The following is a 19,022-nucleotide window of genomic DNA, read 5'->3' as shown; positions in this document are numbered from 1 at the left end:
CAGATTTGCCCGCATCCTACATCTAAGTCGGACTGCGCTTTGATTTAATAAGCGCAATGCTTGGCAATGGCCTGCTAAACGAGCGTGGCCGCGGAGGCGTGCCGTATGGCACAACCAGGCGGGACAAGCAGGCTCAGCGAGAGCAAGCCCGCAATAATTCCTTCGGCATCCCTGAGGTTTTTGTGTTCCTGGTTGAACTTAACTGGTGTCGTTAGCCTACACCGTGTGGCACGGAACGGCGCCATAGGCCGTGCCATACTTCAGGTGGCTGACGTCTTTTGTCACGGCGCCCACTGCGTTGGCGCGCGGCCGCCGCCCTCAAGATCGTGCAGGATTGGGCAATCGGGCCGGTGGTCGCCGAGGCAGGCATCGGCCAACACCTGCAAGGTGTCCCGCATGGCGGTGAGTTCGAGAATTTTGCTGTCGAGTTCGGCCACGTGCTCCGTGGCGACCCGCTTGACGTCGGCGCTCAACCGCTCCCGATCCTGCCACAGGCCGACCAGCAGCTTGATGCGTCCGATCGACAGGCCAAGGTCGCGCGCCCGCCGGATGAAGCGGAGCGTGTTCACGTCCTTGGCCGAGTAGACGCGGTAGCCCGCCTCGGTCCGGCCCGCCCTCGGAATTAAGTCGATGCTCTCGTAATAGCGTAGCATTTTGGCCGAAACGCCCGAGGTCGCCGACGCTTGCCCGATGTTCATGCCTGCCTCCATTCCGAATTGCCCCGCGGTAGTCTCTGACCAAAAATTGCTGCCTCCCACGATGGGAAGGTCAAGTAAAAATTAGAATGGCCATTGCTTCAGTTGGCCCTTGACCTTCCCATTGTGGGAAACCCCATTTGGGGGCCGTCCCGCTTTTCGGAGGTCGGTATGGTAGTCTTCAGGGTTCCCAACATGAGGTGCGGCGGTTGCGCCCGCTCGGTTACGGCCGCCCTGCGCGGCGTGGCTCCCGCAGCTGAGGTCCGGGTGGACATGGAGCGCCGCGAGATCACAATAGAAGGCGAGCCGGACGCGGACGCCCTGGCCCGCGTGCTTCGCCAAGCAGGGTTTGAGGGCGAGAGGCTCGCCGCCTGATGCGTGACCTGGTGCCCGGGCCTGGGCCACGATGAACGCGGCCCGCAGCGGTGGTCCGCCCGTGGAGGCGCCGGACCGACGCAGGCTCGAACCGGAGGCACACGTTCTTGTCGTCGAAGACGACGTCGCTATGCGTCACCTCATCGCCCGGCTGCTGCGTGAGAACGGATTTCGCTCAACCGGGGTCTGCGACGGCCGGGAGATGTGGGAGACGCTCCAGAATACCGAGGTCGACCTGGTCCTGCTCGACGTCATGCTTCCCGGCGATTCCGGCCTTGAGCTCCTGCGTGGCCTGCGGGCCGTGCGGGGCTCGCTGCCGGTAGTTATGGTAACCGCCAAGGGAGAAGAGGCCGACCGCGTGCTTGGCCTCGACCTTGGGGCGGACGACTACCTGCCCAAGCCGTTCGGAGGGAAGGAACTGCTGGCGCGCGTCCGCGCGGTGTTGCGCCGTGCCCACCCCCCGACCATGACCCCTGCGGAGCCTTTGGCCCACGCCACCGTTCAACGGCTGCATTTCGACCTCTGGACCGTGGACTTGGCGCGGCGCGAGTTGCTGGCGCCCGGGGGCACGGTCGTTGACCTCTCCGGTGCCGAGTACGACCTCCTGCTCGCGTTCATTGAGCATCCGCACCGGGTGCTGGCGCGAAATCAGATCCTGGAGCTGTCGCGCGGCCGCCTCGCGGACCAGAACGACCGCAGTGTCGACGTGCTGGTCAGCAGGCTGCGGCGCAAGCTCGAGGGCAAGGAGAGCGGGACGGCAATGATCAAGACGGTGCGTGGCTCGGGCTATATGTTCCTGCCAATAGTGGAGCGCGTGGCTTGAGGCGCGGGCTTGGCTGGCTCTCCCCAGCGACGCTGGCGGGCCGGACCACCCTCGCCCTGCTCGCTGGGCTTTTAGTCTTCCATCTCGGGAGCGTCTGGCTGCTCGAGCGGGACGTACGTGGCGCGGTGGAGGAAGGGCACGAGGCCCATTTGGCGGACCATGCTATCATGGCCGCGCGGGTCATGGGCACCCTGCCCGAGGAGGTGCGCGAGGCCGCCGCGCGCGCCCTTTCGACGCCTGCCTTTGAGGCCACCTGGAGCCGCTCCGCCCCTGCGGCATCTGCGGACGACACGGCTTTGACACCGCTCCGCGAGCGATTGCAGCGGCGCGCGCCCGATTTGGCGGGCCTTCGCCTCGGGCTTGGCCTCGCCGCCCCGCCGGACGAGGGCCCGAGGCGCCTCCAAGGCACCATGCACCTCGCGGACGCCAGCTGGGTTTCCTTTACCGCCGAAGCGCCGGACGTCGCGCCGGCCCCGGCCCACACTTCGCTCCCCTCGCTCAGCGCCATGGCGCTCGGCATCGTGCTCGCCTCGCTGCTCGTGGTGCAGTGGATCACCAAGCCTTTGCGGCGCCTTGCCCTGGCGGTGGAGGACTTCGGCAGAGGCGCGGCGCCGGTGCCGCTGCCGGAGACTGGACCCCGTGAGGTCCAGGAGGCCGCACGGACCTTCAACGCCATGCAGGCAAGGATCCACCGCCTTGTCGCGGACCGCACGCAGGCACTCGCGGCCGTCAGCCACGATCTGCGAACCCCCATTCAGCGGCTGCGCCTTCGTGCAGGCTTCCTCGACGACGCGGAGGCGCAGCGGGCAATCGACGACGACCTCGACGAGATGGAGGGCATGGTGGAGTCAACCCTCGCCTATCTACGTGGGGAGACCGAGAGCGAGGAGTCACGGCAGGCGGACCTCGCGGCCATTCTGAGCACGCTCGTGGACGATGCCACCGATCGGGGCGCCTCCGCGACCTATGCCGGACCGGATCGGGTTCCGATGCGGCTCCGTCCGGTGGCGATCAAGCGTGCCATCGGGAACCTTATCGACAACGCCGTGAAGCACGGGGGCAATGCGCGTGTCACCCTCGAGGAAGCGCCGGGAGCCGTCATGGTACGGGTCGAAGACGACGGCCCCGGCATCCCGGAGGCGGCGCTGAAGGCGGTGTTCGAGCCGTTCCACCGCCTGGACGCCTCCCGCAACCGCGGCACCGGCGGGACGGGGCTGGGCCTTGCCATCGTCCGCCAGGTCGTGACCACTCACGGCGGCACGGTGACCCTCGCCAATCGCCGCGAAGGCGGGCTGGTGGTGACAGTGCAGTTACTACGCCAGTACGCGAGCGGGTACGATGGCAAGACCGGCAGCAGCAGCGTCCTCCCTTCTTCCATGCCGCCTCCTGGCATGGGTTAAGCCTAACTGCTCATCGGCATGGCGACCTACAGATGAGATCGACAAGTTTTTACGCCGCGATTTGCCATTCTGGACTGGCACGGGTGACCGTGTGCCAAAAAGCCGGGTCCGAGGGTGTAAGCCCGCCGCGCAACCTTCACCGTCGCTCCTCGCCGCAGCGGGCCCGGCGCTTTATAGACGGCCCAGGCTACCGCACCAGCATGGCGCGGCCGTGCTTTGGCCAGGGCACGTGCTTTGTCTTGCCCAAGAGACCTGCACAGCCGCAGGCTGTCGCTTCAGGTCAGGCTTAATACGGACCGGAGCGACCACGCTGACTGCCCATAGTATGGTCCATATGCTGGCAATACGTCGCCATTCGCTGCATATCGGGTGTTACTTGTCCACCCTGCTGCATCTGTTGCCGCATCTCGGCGCAATGCGCCATCATGGCCTGATGGCTCATCGGTGCCAAGTTACTCCCCTGGGTATTAGTTGTGCTCGGCGTTGGAGCCACCGCGGGCGCTGCCCGCTGCTGTGGAGCACAGGCCGTAAGGCCTGCCGTAAACAGCACTGTCAACCTGATCCCAGCGGTTCCCTGTCGTTTGGTGACATAGGTCTCCTCTCTGCGAGACATAAACATGCTCATGGAGTGCGCCCCTGCGGGTGGACGGTTTCAGGCTGCTGTTTTGACCGTCTGGCGGGCGTGTTGATCCTCGAACTGGGCGGGGCTGAGATAGCCCAAGGCGGAATGTAGGCGCTTCTCGTTGTAGACCTCGTCGATAAAGCGCGGCAGGTCAGCGGTGACATCCTCGAAGGTCTCGTAGGCTGCCAGATAAACGGCCTCGACCTTCAGCGTCTTCATGAAGCTCTCGGCCTTGGCGTTATCATAGGGATTGCCACGGCGGCTCATCGAGCCCGCCAGGCCATGGGCGGTCAGCAGCGCGCGGTACATCTCGGATGCGTATTGAGACCCGCGGTCGGAATGGTGAATGCAGCCATGGGGTGGGCTGCGGCCTCTGATTGCCACCTTCAGTGCAGCGACGGCGATGCGGGCATCCATCGACCGGCTGATGGCATAACCCACGACCTTGCGCGACCAGGCATCGAGGATGGCGGCCAGGTAGACGAAGCCGCCGGGAATGGCGACGTAGGTCAGGTCCGCGACCCAGAGCTGGTTTGGGCGCTCGGGCACGACATCCTTGGCCAAGTCGGGGAAGACCGGCCCGGCGTGGTCGCTGTCGGTGGTCACGACATAACGTCGCCGTCGCCTGGGCTGAAGATCGTGTTCGCGCATCAGCCGCCGGAGCTTCTTGCCATTCACCACGATGCCCTGGTGACGCAGGGCGGCGCCCACGCGACGGTAGCCGTAGCACTCGAACTCGTCGCAGATGGTGCTGATCCGGGCAAGGACCTCGTCCGCGTCCAGCGTCGCGGGCACAGGATCATAGAATGTGGAACGCGGGAGGCCCATCAGCGCACACCCTCGGCTGACGGAGATACCACGGGGCCGGTGACGACGGAGGTGCTCGCGCTTCTCGGCCGGGGAGCATGCTTCAAAGCCCCCTTTAGCAGCTCGATCTCCAGCGCCTGCCGCCCGACCATCCGCTCGAGCGCCGCGATCTTGGCCTCGTATTCCTGCAGCAGGTCGGCTGCCTGCACGTCGCTATCAAGAGCGCCTGCCTCGAACTTGCCCACCCAGATGCGGATCAGCTGCCGCGAGATGTCGTGCCGCTGCGCCAGGGCGTGCAGCGTCTCCCCCGCGATAAACTCCTCAGCAACCTGCCGTTTGAACGCCGCGCTGTGCGACCGATACTTCTTCATGGCTTCCATCCTTCGGAAGCCCAGCCAGGGGGGTCAATTCAAATCGCCCATTCTGTCCACCCGCAGGGCTCTCCCGCACTTTGCGTGGATTGTAACCCAATCGCATCGGTGTTTGTTCCGAGGCGGAGCGCATCCCATTGACTGGTGAATGACCCTGTTCTTCCCCATGCCAGGCTGCCGCATTGATGCTGTCACGCGTGACGTGCCGGAACACCTTCACATTGCAGCCCGAGGCACCGCCACGACAGCAGGCTGTCCCGATTGCGGACATCCGAGCCGGGCGGTCCACAGCCGTTATCAACGTCATCCGGCCGATCTCCCGTCCCTGGGTTGCAGCGTCCGCGTCGGACTGCGCTTGCGCCGATTCTACTGCCTCAACCCGGCTTGCGCCCGACGCACCTTCGCCGAACACCTTCCGGGCTTGGTTGCTCCCTACGCACGCCGCACGCGCCGGCTCGCCACCACCCAGGGTCGGGTCGGTGTGGCCCTGGGCGGCGAGGCAGCCGCCCGCCTATTGCCGCATCTGGCCATGCCGACAAGCGCCGATACGGTGCTGCGCCTGGTTCGCGCCGTGCCGCCGCCGGAGTGCCAGTCGCCACGTGTCGTGGGCGTGGATGACTGGGCCATGCGCAAGGGGCGCACCTATGGATCGGTCGTCGTGGATCTGGAACGCCGGCGCGTGCTGGACTTGCTGCCGGATCGGACAGCGGCGACGCTGGCCGGGTGGCTGCAGCGCCATCCCGATGTCGCAGTTGTCGCGCGCGACCGCTCGACCGAGTACGCCCGCGGCATCACCCTGGGTGCGCCCGACGCCGCTCAGGTCGCCGATCGGTGGCACCTGCTGGCCAACATGCGCCAGGCGGTCGAGCGATGGCTGGGCAGCGCGCACGTCCGGCTGCGGCGTCTGCCGCCGCTTCCCGGGCGGGACGCGGAACCGAAGGCGGCTGTGGCTTTCGGCAAGCGCACCAAGGCGTTCCCACGCACTGGCGCAGATGTCGATGCACGTGCCGCCGGCAGCGAACGGCGGCGCGCACTCTATGAGGAGGTACGGCGTCGCCATCTTGTTGGCGAACCCTTGCTGTCGATTAGCCGGACATTGCGCCTGGCCCGGGGTACCGTGCGCAAATATGCCCGCGCCGAGGCGTTTCCGGCCCATGCTGCCCGCGGGCCGCGGCCGAGTATTATCGACCCGCACATCGCATGGCTCGAGACCCAGGTTGCCGCTGGTCGCGGGAATGCTGCAGCTCTCTGGCGCGAACTGCGCGCACTCGGGTTCGCAGGCACTGCGCGACAGGTCCGCCGGTGGCTGAACGAGCAGAGGATCGGGCCCGCCCCGAACACGCCACACCAGTGGCGCCATCCAAAGCTGGTGGACTCCAGTGCCACGGACGTGGTCCTCGCCGGCCTGCCTATGCCGCGTCAGCTTTCCTGGCTACTGGTGCAGCCAGCCAGATGCCTTTCCAAGACTGACACGGCGACCGTGGCGCACGTGAAGCAGGACCAGGATGCCGCTGTGGTCGCAGATTTGGCCCGAAGGTTCACCGAGCTTGTGCGGACGAGTGGTATCAGTGGAAGCCCGACGGCGGATGCCCGCCCAATCCCTGAGTTAGCAGCCTGGCTCGCTGAAGCTCGGGCCTGTGGGGTACGCGCGATGGCCACGTTTGCCGCCGGAATCGAGCAGGATGGCGCCGCCGTGCGTGCGGCCTTGACCATGCCCTGGAGCAGCGGCCAAGCCGAAGGCCAGATCAACCGGCTGAAGCTGCTCAAACGACAGAGCTACGGCCGCGCCAGCCTTGACCTGCTGCGGCAACGCGTTTTGCTCGCGGCATGATCCACGCAAAGTGATATTGGTGGCAAATCCGGTGCGGTTCCTGCGATGAGAGGACGGCCTGCGCGCTGCATCTCGGCGGCGCGGCTCAAGCCAGCGGGGTGGGTGATGTCGTTCGACGCGAAGCGCACATACAATGTGCCAGACCAGACGGCGCAGGTCGCGCGGGCGATCTTCCCGAAGGGCAATCCGGTTATGCGCCTTCACGACGACCTGCACAGTGTAGTCGCGGATCGCGACTTCGCTGACCTGTTCCCGACCCGGGGGCGGCCCGCCGAGGCGCCGGTCCGGCTCGCGCTCGCAACGCTCCTGCAGTTCATGGAAGGGCTGACCGACCGGCAAGCTGCCGACGCAGTCCGCACACGGATCGACTGGAAGTATCTGCTGTGCCTGGAGCTAACCGACGTTGGCTTCGACCACACCGTTCTGAGCGAGTTCCGCACGCGCCTCCTGGCGCATGGGGCGGAGGGCCGGCTTTTCGACGCAATCCTCGAACTGGCGCGAGGGCGCGGGCTGCTGAAGGGCGGCGGACGGCAGCGCAGCGACTCCACGCACGTCCTCGGCGCGATGCGCGCCATGAGCCGGCTCGAGGTCGTTGGGGAAACTTTGTGCCACGCGCTGAACGCGCTGGCGACGGCGGCGCCCGACTGGCTGCGCGCGCACACGACCCCGGCGTGGGTCGACCGGTATGGACTTCGGGCGAGCGAGTTCCGGCTGCCGAAGAGCGAGGCTGGGCGTCGGGCGTGGGCCCTGCAGACCGGCGTCGACGGGTTTGCGCTGCTGGCTCTGGCTAGGGCGGACGGCGCGCCACCCGCCTTGCGGGATGCGGCTGCCCTTGAGACCCTGCGACAGGTCTGGATACAGAACTTCCTTCTCACCGAGCACGGGCCGGAGGGTCCTCAGGTCGATTGGCGAGCGAACGACCAAGTGCCGCCGTCGGGTCGATACATCGGCTCGCCATACGACGTAGAGGCGCGCTACGCGACCAAGGGCGCGACCGTGTGGAGCGGCTACAAGGTGCACCTGACCGAAACCTGCGACGACGGCACCCCGAACCTGATTACCAATGTCGAGACAACGAACGCCGCGGTTTCGGACGACGCGGTGACTGCGACCATTCATGCGGCGCTCGACGCGCGGGGCTTGCTCCCGACGACCCACATCGCCGACACCGGCTTTGTGAACTCAGCGCTGTTCGTCGATGCCCGGGAGCGCTACGGGGTCGATCTGGTCGGCCCGACCCGCGGTGATCGGCAGTGGCAGGCTCAGGCCGATGCTGGGTTTGCTGCGCGGGACTTTGCCATCGACTTCGCTCAGCAGCGGGCGACATGTCCGGCTGGAAAGGTGAGCCAAAGCTGGACGCTGGCGCTCGCCCGCGGCACAACGCCGGTGATCAAGATCAAGTTCTCAGTCGCCGATTGCCGAGCATGCCCACTTCGGCCGCAGTGCACGCGCTCGACCTCAGCACGCCGGGCCATCACAATCCGCCCCGAAGCCCAACATGAGGCGTTGCGCATCGGGCGGGCGCGGGAGCAGACCGCCGAGTTTGCAGTCGAGTATGCGCGGCGGGCCGGGATCGAGGGCACGATCGCGCAGGGCGTGCGCTCGGCTCGGCTTCGGCGGACGCCGTATTTCGGGCGCGCGAAGACACACCTCGCCCACCTCATGACAGCAGCAGCGATGAACCTCGTCCGATTGCTGAGATGGCTGGCGGACGAACCAAAAGCGCAAACACGGCACCGCGCCTTTGCGCGGCTGCATCCGCTCACCGCCTGAACGAGCTACGCCGGATTTGCCACCAATATCAAAGTGCGGGAGAGCCACCCGCAGGGGCGCACTCCATCAAGGCGTCGATTATTGACATTGCCATTACTATCTCCAAACACCGGCTTAAAACTGGAGCCAGTGTAGCCAAGATGTTCCGAGCGTGTGCTCAAGATGTTCCGAGCGTGTGCTGGCGCCTTTTTGTGCTGTTTAATCCAATTGACGCTCAAAATCAATTTTCTGAACTGGGTCAAAATCGACTTTTTCTGTGTGAGCCATATTAGTCTCCGGGGCTTGCAGGGTCACAGGAAGGGGGCTGCCGCGAGCGCATGACAAAGTATGTCAAGGCCGATCCAAAGCATTGCCGGGTGTGCCCACCTTCGCCACTGTCACTGGCGAAGGTGGGCGCCAGGGTCGGGAACACCGGAGCATGAGCCGGAGGTTTGGAATGACGATAATATCGGGTTATGTTGCTGTGCTACGGCGGCTGTCACTTGCGGCCGTGATTCTGGTGGCCGTAGTAACGCCCACTCTGGCCCAACGATACGAGCTGACGCTCGAAGAACGGGTTGTCAACATCAGCGGCGCCGACCGTCGCGCCGTCACGGTCAATGGCCAGCTTCCCGGCCCGGCGCTGCGCTTGCGCGAGGGCCAGGAAGCGGTGATCCGGGTGACCAACCGGATGGACAAGGCCAGCAGCATTCACTGGCACGGGCTGATCCTGCCGGCGTCGATGGACGGCGCGCCAGGCTTCAGCACTGGCTTCTCGCGCGGCATCGGCCCGGGCGAAACTTTCGAGTACCGCTTTCCGGTCGTGCAGTCCGGCACCTACTGGTACCACGCCCACAACTTGGACCAAGAACAGCGCGGTCTTTACGCACCCATCGTCATCGACCCGCGCACGCCCGAGCCCTTCCGCTACGACCGCGACCACATCGTGCAACTCTCCGAGTGGACCGACGAGCGTCCAATCCGCGCGCTGGAAAACCTGAAGCGCGACCCCGGTTACTACAACTACAATCGCCGCACCCTCGTGGACCTGCTGCGCGACCTTGGCGGGGCGCCGGACAGCACGGCGCGGCGCGCCATTGTCCGCGACCGGCTCGACTGGGCTGAGATGCGGATGGATCCGACCGACATCGCCGACATGACTGGCGCGACCTTTCGATACCTAGTCAACGGCTTCCGCCCGGAGACGCCGGCGACGCTGCTGTTCCGTCCGGGAGAGAAAGTGCGACTGCGGTTTATCAACTCCGGCGCCATGACCTATTTCGACGTCCGCATACCTGGCCTGAAAATGACCGTGGTGCAGGCGGACGGCAACAATATCCGCCCTGTGGTAGTCGACGAGCTGCGCATCGCGGTCGCCGAGACCTACGATGTCATCGTCGAGCCGCGCGATGAGCAGCAGTACCAGATTTTGGCCGAGACGATGGACCGTACCGGCTGGGCCCGCACCCGGCTGGCGACGCGGATGGATGCGCCCGTGGAAGTCCTCCCGCAGCACCGCCCGCGCCCAATCCTGTCGATGGCGGACATGTACATGACTCCTGGGCCAACCGGGCTTGATCGCGGCACGCCTCGCCCCGAGCAAGATCAGCCGGGTCATGTGTGGCCATCCTCAGGCATGTCGCATGGCGCAATGTCCGCGCCAGCAGGCCAGGGCCCGGCCGCTACGATGGACCATGCGGCAATGGGGCATGGTGCACCCGCGGCCAGCCCGCCCGGTGGAATGGACCACACTGCCATGCGGCATGGCATGGCCGCCGCTCCCACCGCCAGTGGCTTGGATCATGCGGCGATGGGCCACGGTACGTCCACTGCCGGCGCGCATGGTCCGGGCACCCCGTCTGCCACCACCGCCGGCGGGATGCCGGCACAGGCCGGGCATGAGGGGATGCTGATGGCCGATCCCATCCAGCATGATACCGGCGCTCCGCCAGGCGCCCGCGTGCTGTCCTACCGTGACCTGCGCCCGCTGCGCGCCGACCCAGAATATCGCGCGCCGGATCGCATCATCGAGGTGCGCCTGACCGGCAACATGGAACGCTACATCTGGTCGATGAACGGCAACGAGTTCTGGCGTGCCCAGCCCATCGTCGCCCGGCTGGGTGAGCGGCTGCGCATCCGCTTCATCAACGAGACCATGATGAACCACCCGATGCATCTGCACGGCATGTGGATGGTGCCGGACCTCGGCAACGCCGCCTTCAACCCGCGCAAGCACGTCGTGAACATCAAGCCGGGTACCTCGCTCGACGTCGACGTAATTGTCGATGCCGAAGGCGACTGGGCCTTCCACTGCCATCTGCTTTATCACATGGAGAGCGGCATGATGCGGATCTTCCGGGTGACCCGGGATGGGGCGCCGGTGGCTACAGCGCCATTGCCGCACCAGGCGGTGACGCCTGCCGCTGCGCACATCCACTGAGCTGACGGGACGCCAACATGATACCGAAGGCATTCCGGCGCTTGGCGGCGGGCCTACTGCTCGCAACACTGTCCACCATGGCCTGGGCGCAGGCGGGCGGAAGCCATGCCGAACATGGCGCTGCGGCCAGCCCGATGGCCCTGGCCATAGTGACCCCCGCGGGCGTCCCGGCGGCGGCAGGGGCGGAGGACCATGGCGGCCACGCCCCGCTCTATTTCGGCGCCGCGCTTTTCGACCAGAACGAAATCCGCAGCAATGGTCGCGGAAGCCCAATCTACGCCTGGGAAGGCTCCGCCTACTACGGCACCGACTACCATCGCGTCTGGGTCAACTCCCGCGGCGAGACCAACAAAGATGGCGGCGGGCTAGAGCGGGCGGAGTTGCAAATGCTCTATTCGCGCCTGATCGGCTATTACTGGGATGCCCAAGCCGGCGTGCGGCACGATTTCCGCCTACAGCCTAAGGATGGCACGCCGAGCCGGACCTACGGCATGGTAGCGCTGCAGGGGCTGGCACCCGGCTTTTTCGAAGTGCAGTTGCAGGCCTTCTTCGGTGAGGGCGGCGTGCTGCTGGCGCGGGCCGCAGTCTCTTACGACCTGCTGATCACCAATCGGCTGATCCTACAACCTGAGGCAGAGCTGAATTTCGCCTCAGGCTGGGACCGCGATGCGCTGATTTCTCCAGGCATCTACCGGACGGAGTTCGGGGTGCGGCTGCGCTACGAGATCACCCGCGAGTTCGCCCCCTACATCGGCTACTCGTATGAGAGCTTCAACGGCGGATCCTCCGGGCTGAGCCGCCGCCTGGAGCAGAAGCCGTCGCAATCCACTGTGGTGGCGGGCATCCGCCTGTTCTTCTGACCATGGTGGACTGGCCGGTACCGCTGGCCTCCCAGCCTGCGAGCGACCGCGCGGTCGCTCCGCGTTCTTCTGCTGATTAATGGAGGCTACATGACGCGGCGAACCGGGTTTCTTTTCCTGACAATGGCGGGCCTGCTGGCTAGCTGCGCCGGCAGCCCGACCGGACTGGAACGTGTGGCCGCCCCCGCCCATGCAAGCGGCGAAGGACTTGCTACGGCAGCCCCCATCGCCGAGCCCGCGCCCGCCGTGGTTCCAGGACGCCCCCGCCGCACCCCGCCGGTTCAGCCGCATATCCACTGAGAGCACGCGGGCAGCAGCGATCAGCGCCAGCGACATATCAAAATATTGCTAGCCGTGCCCATCGCCGCTGCACTGCTTGCCCGCATAGTCCGGCGGACACCAGTTCCTCCGCCACGCCGCTGCATCGAGCGCAGCAGCTTTTGATTTAGCCTTTGACTCAGACACGAGGATGGACATGACAGCTTTTCTCTCCCTGCGGCGCGGCGTCGCAGCCTTTGCCGTCGCCGTTGGCCTCGCCACTTCAGGGGCCGCGCTGGCGCATTCCGATGTCCATCATTCGGAACCCGCTGAGGGCGCCGTGCTGCGCGCTTCGCCACCCGCTGTTGTGCTCCAGTTCCCGGCACCGGTGCGCGTGATGACGCTGCGGCTGCTAGATGAGGCCGGGCGCGAGAAGCGGCTGGCTCGCGAGGGCGAGCGCAGCGCCGCGGTGCAAGAGGTGCGCGCCACAGTGCAGGACCGCTTAGCGCCGGGCGCCTATCGCGTTGAATGGCGCGGCGCCTCGCCCGATGGCCATGTCGGCAGCGGCACAGTCAACTTCAGCGTGGCGCCGGCGGGCCGATGATCCTCACGCTACTGCGGACGGGGGAGATTGGCTGGGAAGGCGCAGCAGTGGGTCTACGCGCGGCCTATTACGCGGGTAGCCTTGGGGGCGCTGGCCTCGCCTTCTTCGCCCTGCTGTTCGGGACGCGCGGCGAAACGGTGGATGGTCGCCGACTGGGTCGTTGGGCGGCCGGCGCCGCGCTGTTCGGCTTGGCCGCGGCGGCGGGCATTCTCGTCGCGCTGGTCGGTGCCTTAATGGGCAGCGAGGCGCTGCTCGACCCGGAGGGCTGGCAGGTGGTGCTCGCCTCCCCGGCGGGCACCTCCTACGGCCTTGGTGCGGTGGGATTGCTGCTGGTGGCGTCGCTGGCACTTGGGCCACGCTGGGCCGCTCTGGCGGCGACTGGCGGCATGGTAGTCTGCGCTAGCTTCGCCTTGCTCGGCCATACCACCTTGCTTACGCCCCGGCCCCTGCTGGGGGGACTGCTGCTGCTTCATCTGGTGGTGGCCGCCTATTGGGTGGGCAGCCTGCCGCCGTTGGCCTGGGTGGCCCGCCGCGATGGCCCCGGCGCCGCTCGACTGGTGGAGGACTGGGCCCGCATCGCCGCTATCGCCGTGCCGGTGCTGGTAGTGGCGGGACTGCTGCTGGCTTGGTGGACCTTGGGCAGTCTGGGGCAGCTCTTCGGGTCCTGGTACGGCTGGGCGCTGCTGGCGAAGGTTGCGTTGGTGGCGGTGTTGCTGGGTTTTGCCGCTTGGCACCGCTTCAGCCTGACCCCAGCGCTGGCAGCGCGCAGCCGGGGGGCTGGCGCTAGGCTGGCCGCCTCGGTTACGGCGGAGGCGGTGGTCGCGTTGCTAGTGCTATGGGCAGCGGCCGAGATGGTCTCGACCTCGCCCGAGGGCATGCTGGGTATGTGATAATTTGGCGGATGTGCAGCGATCTGATCGTCGCTACGTTGCCAATGAGGCCCATCAGCCGTGCGCTGCCCAGGTGGAACGTTAGCCGCCCGGCGAGCAGCGTCAACACCATACGTCCGGCGAGGCTCACGGGTGAGAGCCCAATCGATGGTGCGCCTCACGCCTCGCGCTCCACCCGCGGCAAGAAGCTGTAGCCGGTGCCGCGCACCGTCATAATCATCGCTGTGTCGCCTTCCTCAGTCTTCAGCTTGCGGCGCAGCCGGCTTACCAGGACATCGACGCTTCGGTCGTTCGGGTCAGCCAGCCGGTCGTACAGCAGGCCAAAAATTTTGTCGCGCGTCAGCATCTGCTGGGGATGCTCGAGGAAGGCAACCAGTAGGTCGAACTCCGCACTTGATAGATCGATCACTGCACCAGCGGGCGAAAGCAGATCACGCCGCGCGGTATCAAGGCTCCAGCCTTGGAAACGCATCCACCGGGAGGCGCCTTCCCCAAAGACGGTGGCCCGCAAACGGACGCGGCGAAGCACGGCTCGGATGCGCAGCAGCAATTCTTGTCGCCCGAAAGGCTTGGCCAAGTAGTCTTCGGCTCCGAGATCAAGGCTACGAACCCGGTCCGTCTCCCCGCCCTCGGCGGTCACCATCACCACCGGCAAAGCGGCATGCCTAATGCGCAGCGCACACAGCAGCTCGAGCCCCGACTGCCCAGGCAGCATGATGTCGAGCAGAACGAGGTCAACCGCGGCCTTTGCCAGCGCCCGCCACATTTCCTCGCCGTCACGGGCGCCAAAGGCACGAAAGCCATTCTCGCGCAGCAGCCTGATAATGAGGTGACGTATTGGCGCGTCGTCCTCGACTACCAGTATGTTCGGCTTGGGGTCCAGGCTGGTAGGTTCCGGCGTTGGGCCAATACTGCGGGCGCTGACCATCATGACCGGCACCGTGCGCCATTCTCCATCACGGAGCCACTGCGTTGCTTTCAGCGCGGCCTTTTGGTGTTTGAAGCCGCCTTGCGAGGGCCTTCGGCCTGGTGCACCTGTCGGCGTCGATGGCGGAGCTGCCGACGTTGCCGTGCTTAATTTTTCGATTTTTAAAGACGAACATGCTACCTCCGGCTCAGTCTCGCAGAGGGGGCGCGCCATCGCTTCATCGTCAAGACAAGCGGCCGCGCGGCAGAGATGCAGACACGCTTTGTCGTAAATGCGATACCATGCATGGAAGGAAGCCAACTACCCGTGTGGTCCGCTCCACACGCTTCCCGGCTAGCCCTTCCCGGCGCCGCCGGACGTTCGGTGGTCGCCATGGCCGTGGTGCATGAACAAGTGCATCAGCGGGCAGGCAAGCAACAGCAGGTAGGGCAGCACACCCCACGCATGGGCGTAATGCTCCCGCAGGACGTAAAAGGCGGCGACTAGGCAGAAGCCGATTAGAGCGATACCGCCCCGGCTGCGCCACCACGGCGTGGTTGTTTTGTCATTCATATCGACTCTCCTTGACCGCCACCGGGGATACGGCGACGGTCGGGCATCATAATATCAGTCAAGTCGCCGAGTACGTTTGTGTCACCTCACTGCTGTGGCCGGGCCGGCTGGGGCTTGGCAGCAAATACCAAGCCTACCCCACGCACCGACGATGCGCCGATCCGCTGCATGGCGGAATGCTGCGGATGCGCCCAGGCATGCACCGCCTGCAACGATGCCTGCTTCAGTGAGGCAAATAATCCAGAACCGCCCATTACATACGCCTGAACCTCGACTGTGCCGATTTAGAGTCCATCCGGGATCATGTGGTTTTCTGACATAGCTTTCGGAGCATGCGGCGGACGGAGGCCCACTGCAGGAAGGCCAGCGCGCTGCGATTTAGGCATTCCCAATCCTTGGCCAATCGTCGGCAGCGATTGAGCCAGGCGATGGTGCGCTCGACGATCCAGCGCTTCGGCAGCACGACGAACTTGTGCAACTCGGATCGCTTCACGATCTCAAGGTTGATCTGGCGGCAAGTGGTGCGCAGCCCGGCCTGGAAGTTGGTGCCCTGATAGCCGCCGTCGGCGTAGAGCTTCAGCAGGAAGGGGTAGAGGCCGAACAGCGTGCCCATCAGCAGCACGCCACCATCCCGGTCCTGGATGTCGGCGGCGTGGATGATGGCCTGCATCAGCAGGCCTTGGGTGTCGACCAGGACGTGGCGCTTCTTGCCTTTGATCTTCTTGCCCGCGTCGTAGCCGGAGGGGTCGACGCAGGCCCCCCTTTTTCCGCGCTCTTAACGCTCTGGCTATCGATGATAGCGACTGTCGGGCTGGCTTCGCGCCCGGCCTGCTCCCGGCACAGCACGTAGAGCGCGTGGTGAATGCGATCCAGCGTGCGGTCCTCGTCCCAGCGCCGCAGGTAATCGTTCACCGTGCTGCGTGGCGGCAGGTCCTTCGGCAGCGCCGCCCACTGGCAGCCGGTGGACAGGATATACATCACCCCATTCAGCACCGCCCGCGCGTCGATCGTCCGCTTGTTGCCGCCGCGCTTCGCCGGCGGGATCAGCGGGCCGACGATCGACCATTCCTCATCGGTCAGATCGCTTGCGTAGCGCAGCTTGCTGCGATCGTGTTTGGGCCGGTTCTCGGGCGTCCACATGGACGCCCTTCTTCCCGTAACCGCCGCCGGGAGCCAATCACAACCGATTCAGATCACTCAGCCCGTTCCCGGATGGGCTCTTATCGCAACGAAAAAAAGCGAGTATTCGCTGCAACGGATGCCGGTCGCCTGCCTTCTAAAATATCTTGTCTGCGCCGCTCCGCTCTAGCACTGTAGACGCTGCGGACCCCGGGGACGGATAGGCCGCGCCCGAAAGCAGAGCGCTGCCGACGCGAGTCGGCGGCGCTCTCGTTTGGTAGATTACTTGCTTTCGATTTAACCTCTCCGCTGGCGCCACGTTCGGTGGTGGTCAGTCTTCAGTCGATGCCAACCATTGCATGGTCATCTTGGCGGAGCTTTTGGGAAACCTTGTAGAAATCGATCCTGATCCGTTTGAGACCTACACTCGGCCCCGAGGATTAGAAGGCACGCGTGCCCAGAGACCTTATGGATTGCAGGCACATTCCGAGGATTTGAGGAATTTCTGGCGGCCCGAGCAGAAATGGTCGCCATAGCAATGAACGGGCACGGCTTATTGCAGCCGCACGCAGCACCCGCATTCAGGCGCTTTTTGCTGAATGCTCAAACTCGTGAAGCGGCTCACACACGGAGGTGGCCACCTCCCGCACTTGCTTTCTGCATTTAACGCCGTAAACCTCTTCTATTAGGGATGAGTGGCCGAGTGGTTTAAGGCAGCGGTCTTGAAAACCGCCATACGTGAATGCGTATCGTGGGTTCGAATCCCACCTCATCCGGGTTCCTAAAAGTAGTATTAGGTATTTGGCTTGGTCTACACCAGCATTTGAATGGTCCGCGTCAGCATACGGTTAAATGCTGGACGCATTTAATGTTTTTCTCTGCTTGTTCTTTACCAACGATCTGGCGCACGATAATAGAAATCATCGCGCTTCAGACCCCGTTTGAGAATGTCCGACCGGCGGTGCTTTGGGCTCTGGCTCCGCCCAGATGGATGGTATGTGCACCAAGGAGCATCGGGCGCGGCAGCCGGCGTTTGAACGTCGGCGGCGCTATCCGACTGATCTGACGGACAAGGAATGGGCTGCGATGCGGCCGCTGCTGCCTCCTCCGGCAGGGCGTGGCAGGCCGCCGAGCGCCGACATGCGGGAGATGCTCAACGCAATCCGCTACCTGGCCCATGCGGGTTGCGGCTGGCGGATGCTGCCGGTGCATTTCGGGCCATGGCAGACCGTCTATTGGTGGTTCCGACGCTTCGCCCGGCGCCTGCTATTCCAGACCATCCACGGCATCGCGCTCATGCTGGACCGCGAGCGGGAGGGCCGGGAGGCCAGCCCGAGCAGCGGCGTGCTCGACAATCGGACGGTGAAAGCGCCGCACGCGGCTGATGGCGGGGGCTACGACGCCGCCAAGCGGATCTGAGGTGGTCCCCGGATCTCGGACAGGTGGTTAAGCTCGGTTCGCCTGCGAGAAGGACGGACCCGATGACGGGCAAGCGGACGCGGTATTTGGCGGATTTCAAGGCGAAGGTGGCGCTGGAGGCGCTGCGTGGTGAGCTGACGACGGCGCAACTGGCGGCGAAGCATGGCATTCACCAGACGATGGTCGGCGAATGGAAGCGGCAGGGCATGGAGGGGCTGGCGGCGGTGTTCTCCGGCAAGTCGGCGGCACATGAGACCTCGAAGGCGGCCGAGGCGGATATCGAGAAGCTGCACGCGAAGATTGGGCAGCTGCTGGTGGAAAGGGATTTTTTGACGAAAGCGTCCGGTCGATGAGCCTGGAGCGGCGACGCCAGATGATCGAGCCGGAGCACCGGCAGCTGTCGGTGGTGCGGCAGTGCCAACTGATCTCGATCAGCCGGTCGGGGTTCTACCACCGGCCTGCTGGGGAGACGGCGCTGAACCTCGAGCTGATGCGGTTGATCGACGCGCAGTTCCTGGAGACGCCCTGGTATGGCTCGCGGCAGATGGCACGACACCTACGGCGCGAAGGCTATGTGGTCGGCCGCAAGCGCATTCGGCGGCTGATGGCAAAGATGGGCCTGATGCCGATCTACCAACGGCCGCGGACGACGGTGCCGAACCCCGAGCACCGGGTCTTCCCCTACCTGCTGCGGGACATGGTGATCGACCGCGCCAACCAAGTCTGGTGCGCCGACATCACCTATTCGGGGCAGTGCCCCGAACCCGATGCGGCGCGGATTCCTCTACCTGGTCGCGGTGATGGACTGGGCGACGCGGAAGGTGCTGGCCTGGCGGGTCTCGAACACCATGGAGGTGGAGTTCTGCCTGGAGGTGCTGGAGGAGGCCCTGGCGCGATTCGGGCGGCCGGAGATCTTCAATACCGACCAGGGCAGCCAGTTCACCTCGCCGCGGTTCACCGGCTTGCTGCAGCAGGCCGGGGTGCGCATCTCGATGGACGGCCGTGGTCGCTGGATGGACAACGGTTTATCGAGCGGCTGTGGCGCAGCCTGAAGTACGAATGCGTCTACCTGCACGCATTCGAGACCGGCTCGGAGCAGCGGGCCGGGCTGTCAAGGCGGATCGGCTATTACAATACTGGACGCCCACATAGTGCGCTGGCGGGGCAGACTCCAGACGAGGCCTATGGGACGAACGAGGTAGAGAGGTTGGCGGCCTGACGACAACCAGAGCCGAGCTTATCCAGGCCGTCAAACTGACCGACGGACGAAGACCAC

The 19,022-nt window shown here is 65.2% G+C and carries 15 protein-coding genes, 1 tRNA gene and 2 pseudogenes; 12 read left to right on the top strand and 6 right to left on the bottom strand.

Translation table 11 applies throughout. The features are described from left to right. Positions 1 to 281 precede the first annotated feature (281 nt). Positions 282 to 698 (bottom strand): Cu(I)-responsive transcriptional regulator, encoded by a 417-nt coding sequence (cueR, locus tag QWZ14_RS06990; RefSeq protein ID WP_290315908.1) that lies wholly within the window; start codon positions 696 to 698, stop codon positions 282 to 284. Positions 699 to 866: 168 nt separating this feature from the next. On the opposite strand from cueR, the gene QWZ14_RS06985 reads away from it, so the two are divergent. From QWZ14_RS06985 to QWZ14_RS06975, 3 genes are all read left to right on the top strand, one after another. Continuing rightward, entirely contained in the window at positions 867 to 1,070 is a 204-nt protein-coding gene (locus QWZ14_RS06985; protein WP_290315907.1) for a heavy-metal-associated domain-containing protein, read from the top strand. Between the two features lie 31 nt (positions 1,071 to 1,101). Next, positions 1,102 to 1,893 carry a response regulator transcription factor gene (locus QWZ14_RS06980; protein ID WP_290315906.1) on the top strand — a complete coding sequence of 264 codons (792 nt, stop codon included), beginning with the start codon at positions 1,102 to 1,104 and terminating at the stop codon, positions 1,891 to 1,893. A 167-nt stretch (positions 1,894 to 2,060) separates the two neighbouring features. Then, positions 2,061 to 3,293, top strand: coding sequence for an ATP-binding protein (locus QWZ14_RS06975; protein WP_290315905.1), 1,233 nt, complete (start codon positions 2,061 to 2,063; stop codon positions 3,291 to 3,293). A gap of 652 nt (positions 3,294 to 3,945) precedes the next feature. Here QWZ14_RS06975 and QWZ14_RS06970 read toward each other — a convergent pair. Together QWZ14_RS06970 and QWZ14_RS06965 are read right to left on the bottom strand one after the other, a co-directional pair. Beyond that, a complete protein-coding gene (locus QWZ14_RS06970) occupies positions 3,946 to 4,770 on the bottom strand; it encodes an IS3 family transposase (RefSeq protein WP_290315939.1) in 825 nt (274 codons plus the stop codon). Then, a complete protein-coding gene (locus tag QWZ14_RS06965; protein WP_290315904.1) occupies positions 4,743 to 5,093 on the bottom strand; it encodes a transposase in 351 nt (116 codons plus the stop codon). Before QWZ14_RS06965 ends, QWZ14_RS06970 begins: the two co-directional genes overlap by 28 nt. 148 nt (positions 5,094 to 5,241) lie before the next feature. Here QWZ14_RS06965 and QWZ14_RS06960 point away from each other — a divergent pair, with 148 nt between their 5' ends. The 6 genes from QWZ14_RS06960 to QWZ14_RS06935 all read left to right on the top strand — a co-directional run bounded on the left by QWZ14_RS06960 (position 5,242) and on the right by QWZ14_RS06935 (position 13,728). After that, positions 5,242 to 6,924, top strand: coding sequence for an ISL3 family transposase (locus QWZ14_RS06960; RefSeq protein ID WP_290315903.1), 1,683 nt, complete (start codon positions 5,242 to 5,244; stop codon positions 6,922 to 6,924). 105 nt (positions 6,925 to 7,029) lie between these two features. Beyond that, complete coding sequence (locus tag QWZ14_RS06955; protein ID WP_290315902.1) at positions 7,030 to 8,697, top strand: IS1182 family transposase; 1,668 nt, start codon at positions 7,030 to 7,032, stop codon at positions 8,695 to 8,697. 436 nt (positions 8,698 to 9,133) lie between these two features. Beyond that, the gene (locus tag QWZ14_RS06950) at positions 9,134 to 11,116 is read left to right on the top strand and encodes a copper resistance system multicopper oxidase (RefSeq protein WP_290315901.1); all 1,983 of its coding nucleotides are present in this window, start codon (positions 9,134 to 9,136) and stop codon (positions 11,114 to 11,116) included. A 17-nt stretch (positions 11,117 to 11,133) separates the two neighbouring features. Then, entirely contained in the window at positions 11,134 to 11,976 is an 843-nt protein-coding gene (locus QWZ14_RS06945; RefSeq protein ID WP_290315900.1) for a copper resistance protein B, read from the top strand. A 475-nt stretch (positions 11,977 to 12,451) separates the two neighbouring features. Next, the gene (locus tag QWZ14_RS06940; RefSeq protein WP_290315899.1) at positions 12,452 to 12,838 is read left to right on the top strand and encodes a copper resistance CopC family protein; all 387 of its coding nucleotides are present in this window, start codon (positions 12,452 to 12,454) and stop codon (positions 12,836 to 12,838) included. 47 nt (positions 12,839 to 12,885) lie between these two features. Further along, positions 12,886 to 13,728: a copper resistance D family protein gene (locus QWZ14_RS06935; RefSeq protein ID WP_290315898.1), complete on the top strand. Its 843-nt coding sequence runs from the start codon at positions 12,886 to 12,888 to the stop codon at positions 13,726 to 13,728. A gap of 157 nt (positions 13,729 to 13,885) precedes the next feature. Here QWZ14_RS06935 and QWZ14_RS06930 read toward each other — a convergent pair whose 3' ends face one another. The 3 genes from QWZ14_RS06930 to QWZ14_RS06920 form a co-directional block, all read right to left on the bottom strand. Beyond that, positions 13,886 to 14,869 carry a response regulator transcription factor gene (locus tag QWZ14_RS06930; protein WP_353959279.1) on the bottom strand — a complete coding sequence of 328 codons (984 nt, stop codon included), beginning with the start codon at positions 14,867 to 14,869 and terminating at the stop codon, positions 13,886 to 13,888. A 120-nt stretch (positions 14,870 to 14,989) separates the two neighbouring features. Further along, the gene (locus QWZ14_RS06925; protein WP_290315897.1) at positions 14,990 to 15,208 is read right to left on the bottom strand and encodes a DUF2933 domain-containing protein; all 219 of its coding nucleotides are present in this window, start codon (positions 15,206 to 15,208) and stop codon (positions 14,990 to 14,992) included. A gap of 301 nt (positions 15,209 to 15,509) precedes the next feature. Next, positions 15,510 to 16,348, bottom strand: a protein-coding gene (locus QWZ14_RS06920) for an IS5 family transposase (RefSeq protein ID WP_290315896.1) whose coding sequence is annotated in 2 segments (ribosomal slippage) — positions 15,510 to 15,976 and positions 15,976 to 16,348 — 840 coding nt in all. Because the reading frame shifts where the segments join, the coding sequence is not laid out codon by codon here. A 668-nt stretch (positions 16,349 to 17,016) separates the two neighbouring features. Here QWZ14_RS06920 and QWZ14_RS06915 point away from each other — a divergent pair. The 3 genes and pseudogenes from QWZ14_RS06915 (at position 17,017) to QWZ14_RS06905 (ending at position 18,965) form a co-directional block, all read left to right on the top strand. After that, positions 17,017 to 17,103, top strand: a tRNA-Ser gene (locus tag QWZ14_RS06915). 220 nt (positions 17,104 to 17,323) lie between these two features. Next, positions 17,324 to 17,743 (top strand): annotated as a pseudogene (locus tag QWZ14_RS06910) (transposase); the annotation flags it as partial. 65 nt (positions 17,744 to 17,808) lie between these two features. Beyond that, positions 17,809 to 18,965 (top strand): annotated as a pseudogene (locus QWZ14_RS06905) (IS3 family transposase). Positions 18,966 to 19,022 lie beyond the last annotated feature (57 nt).

The organism is Paeniroseomonas aquatica, assembly GCF_030409335.1.
In the GTDB taxonomy this organism is placed as follows: domain Bacteria; phylum Pseudomonadota; class Alphaproteobacteria; order Acetobacterales; family Acetobacteraceae; genus Belnapia; species Belnapia aquatica.
Note: the sequence above shows the minus strand (reverse complement) of the source record. Positions and strands in the feature narration are given on the sequence as shown.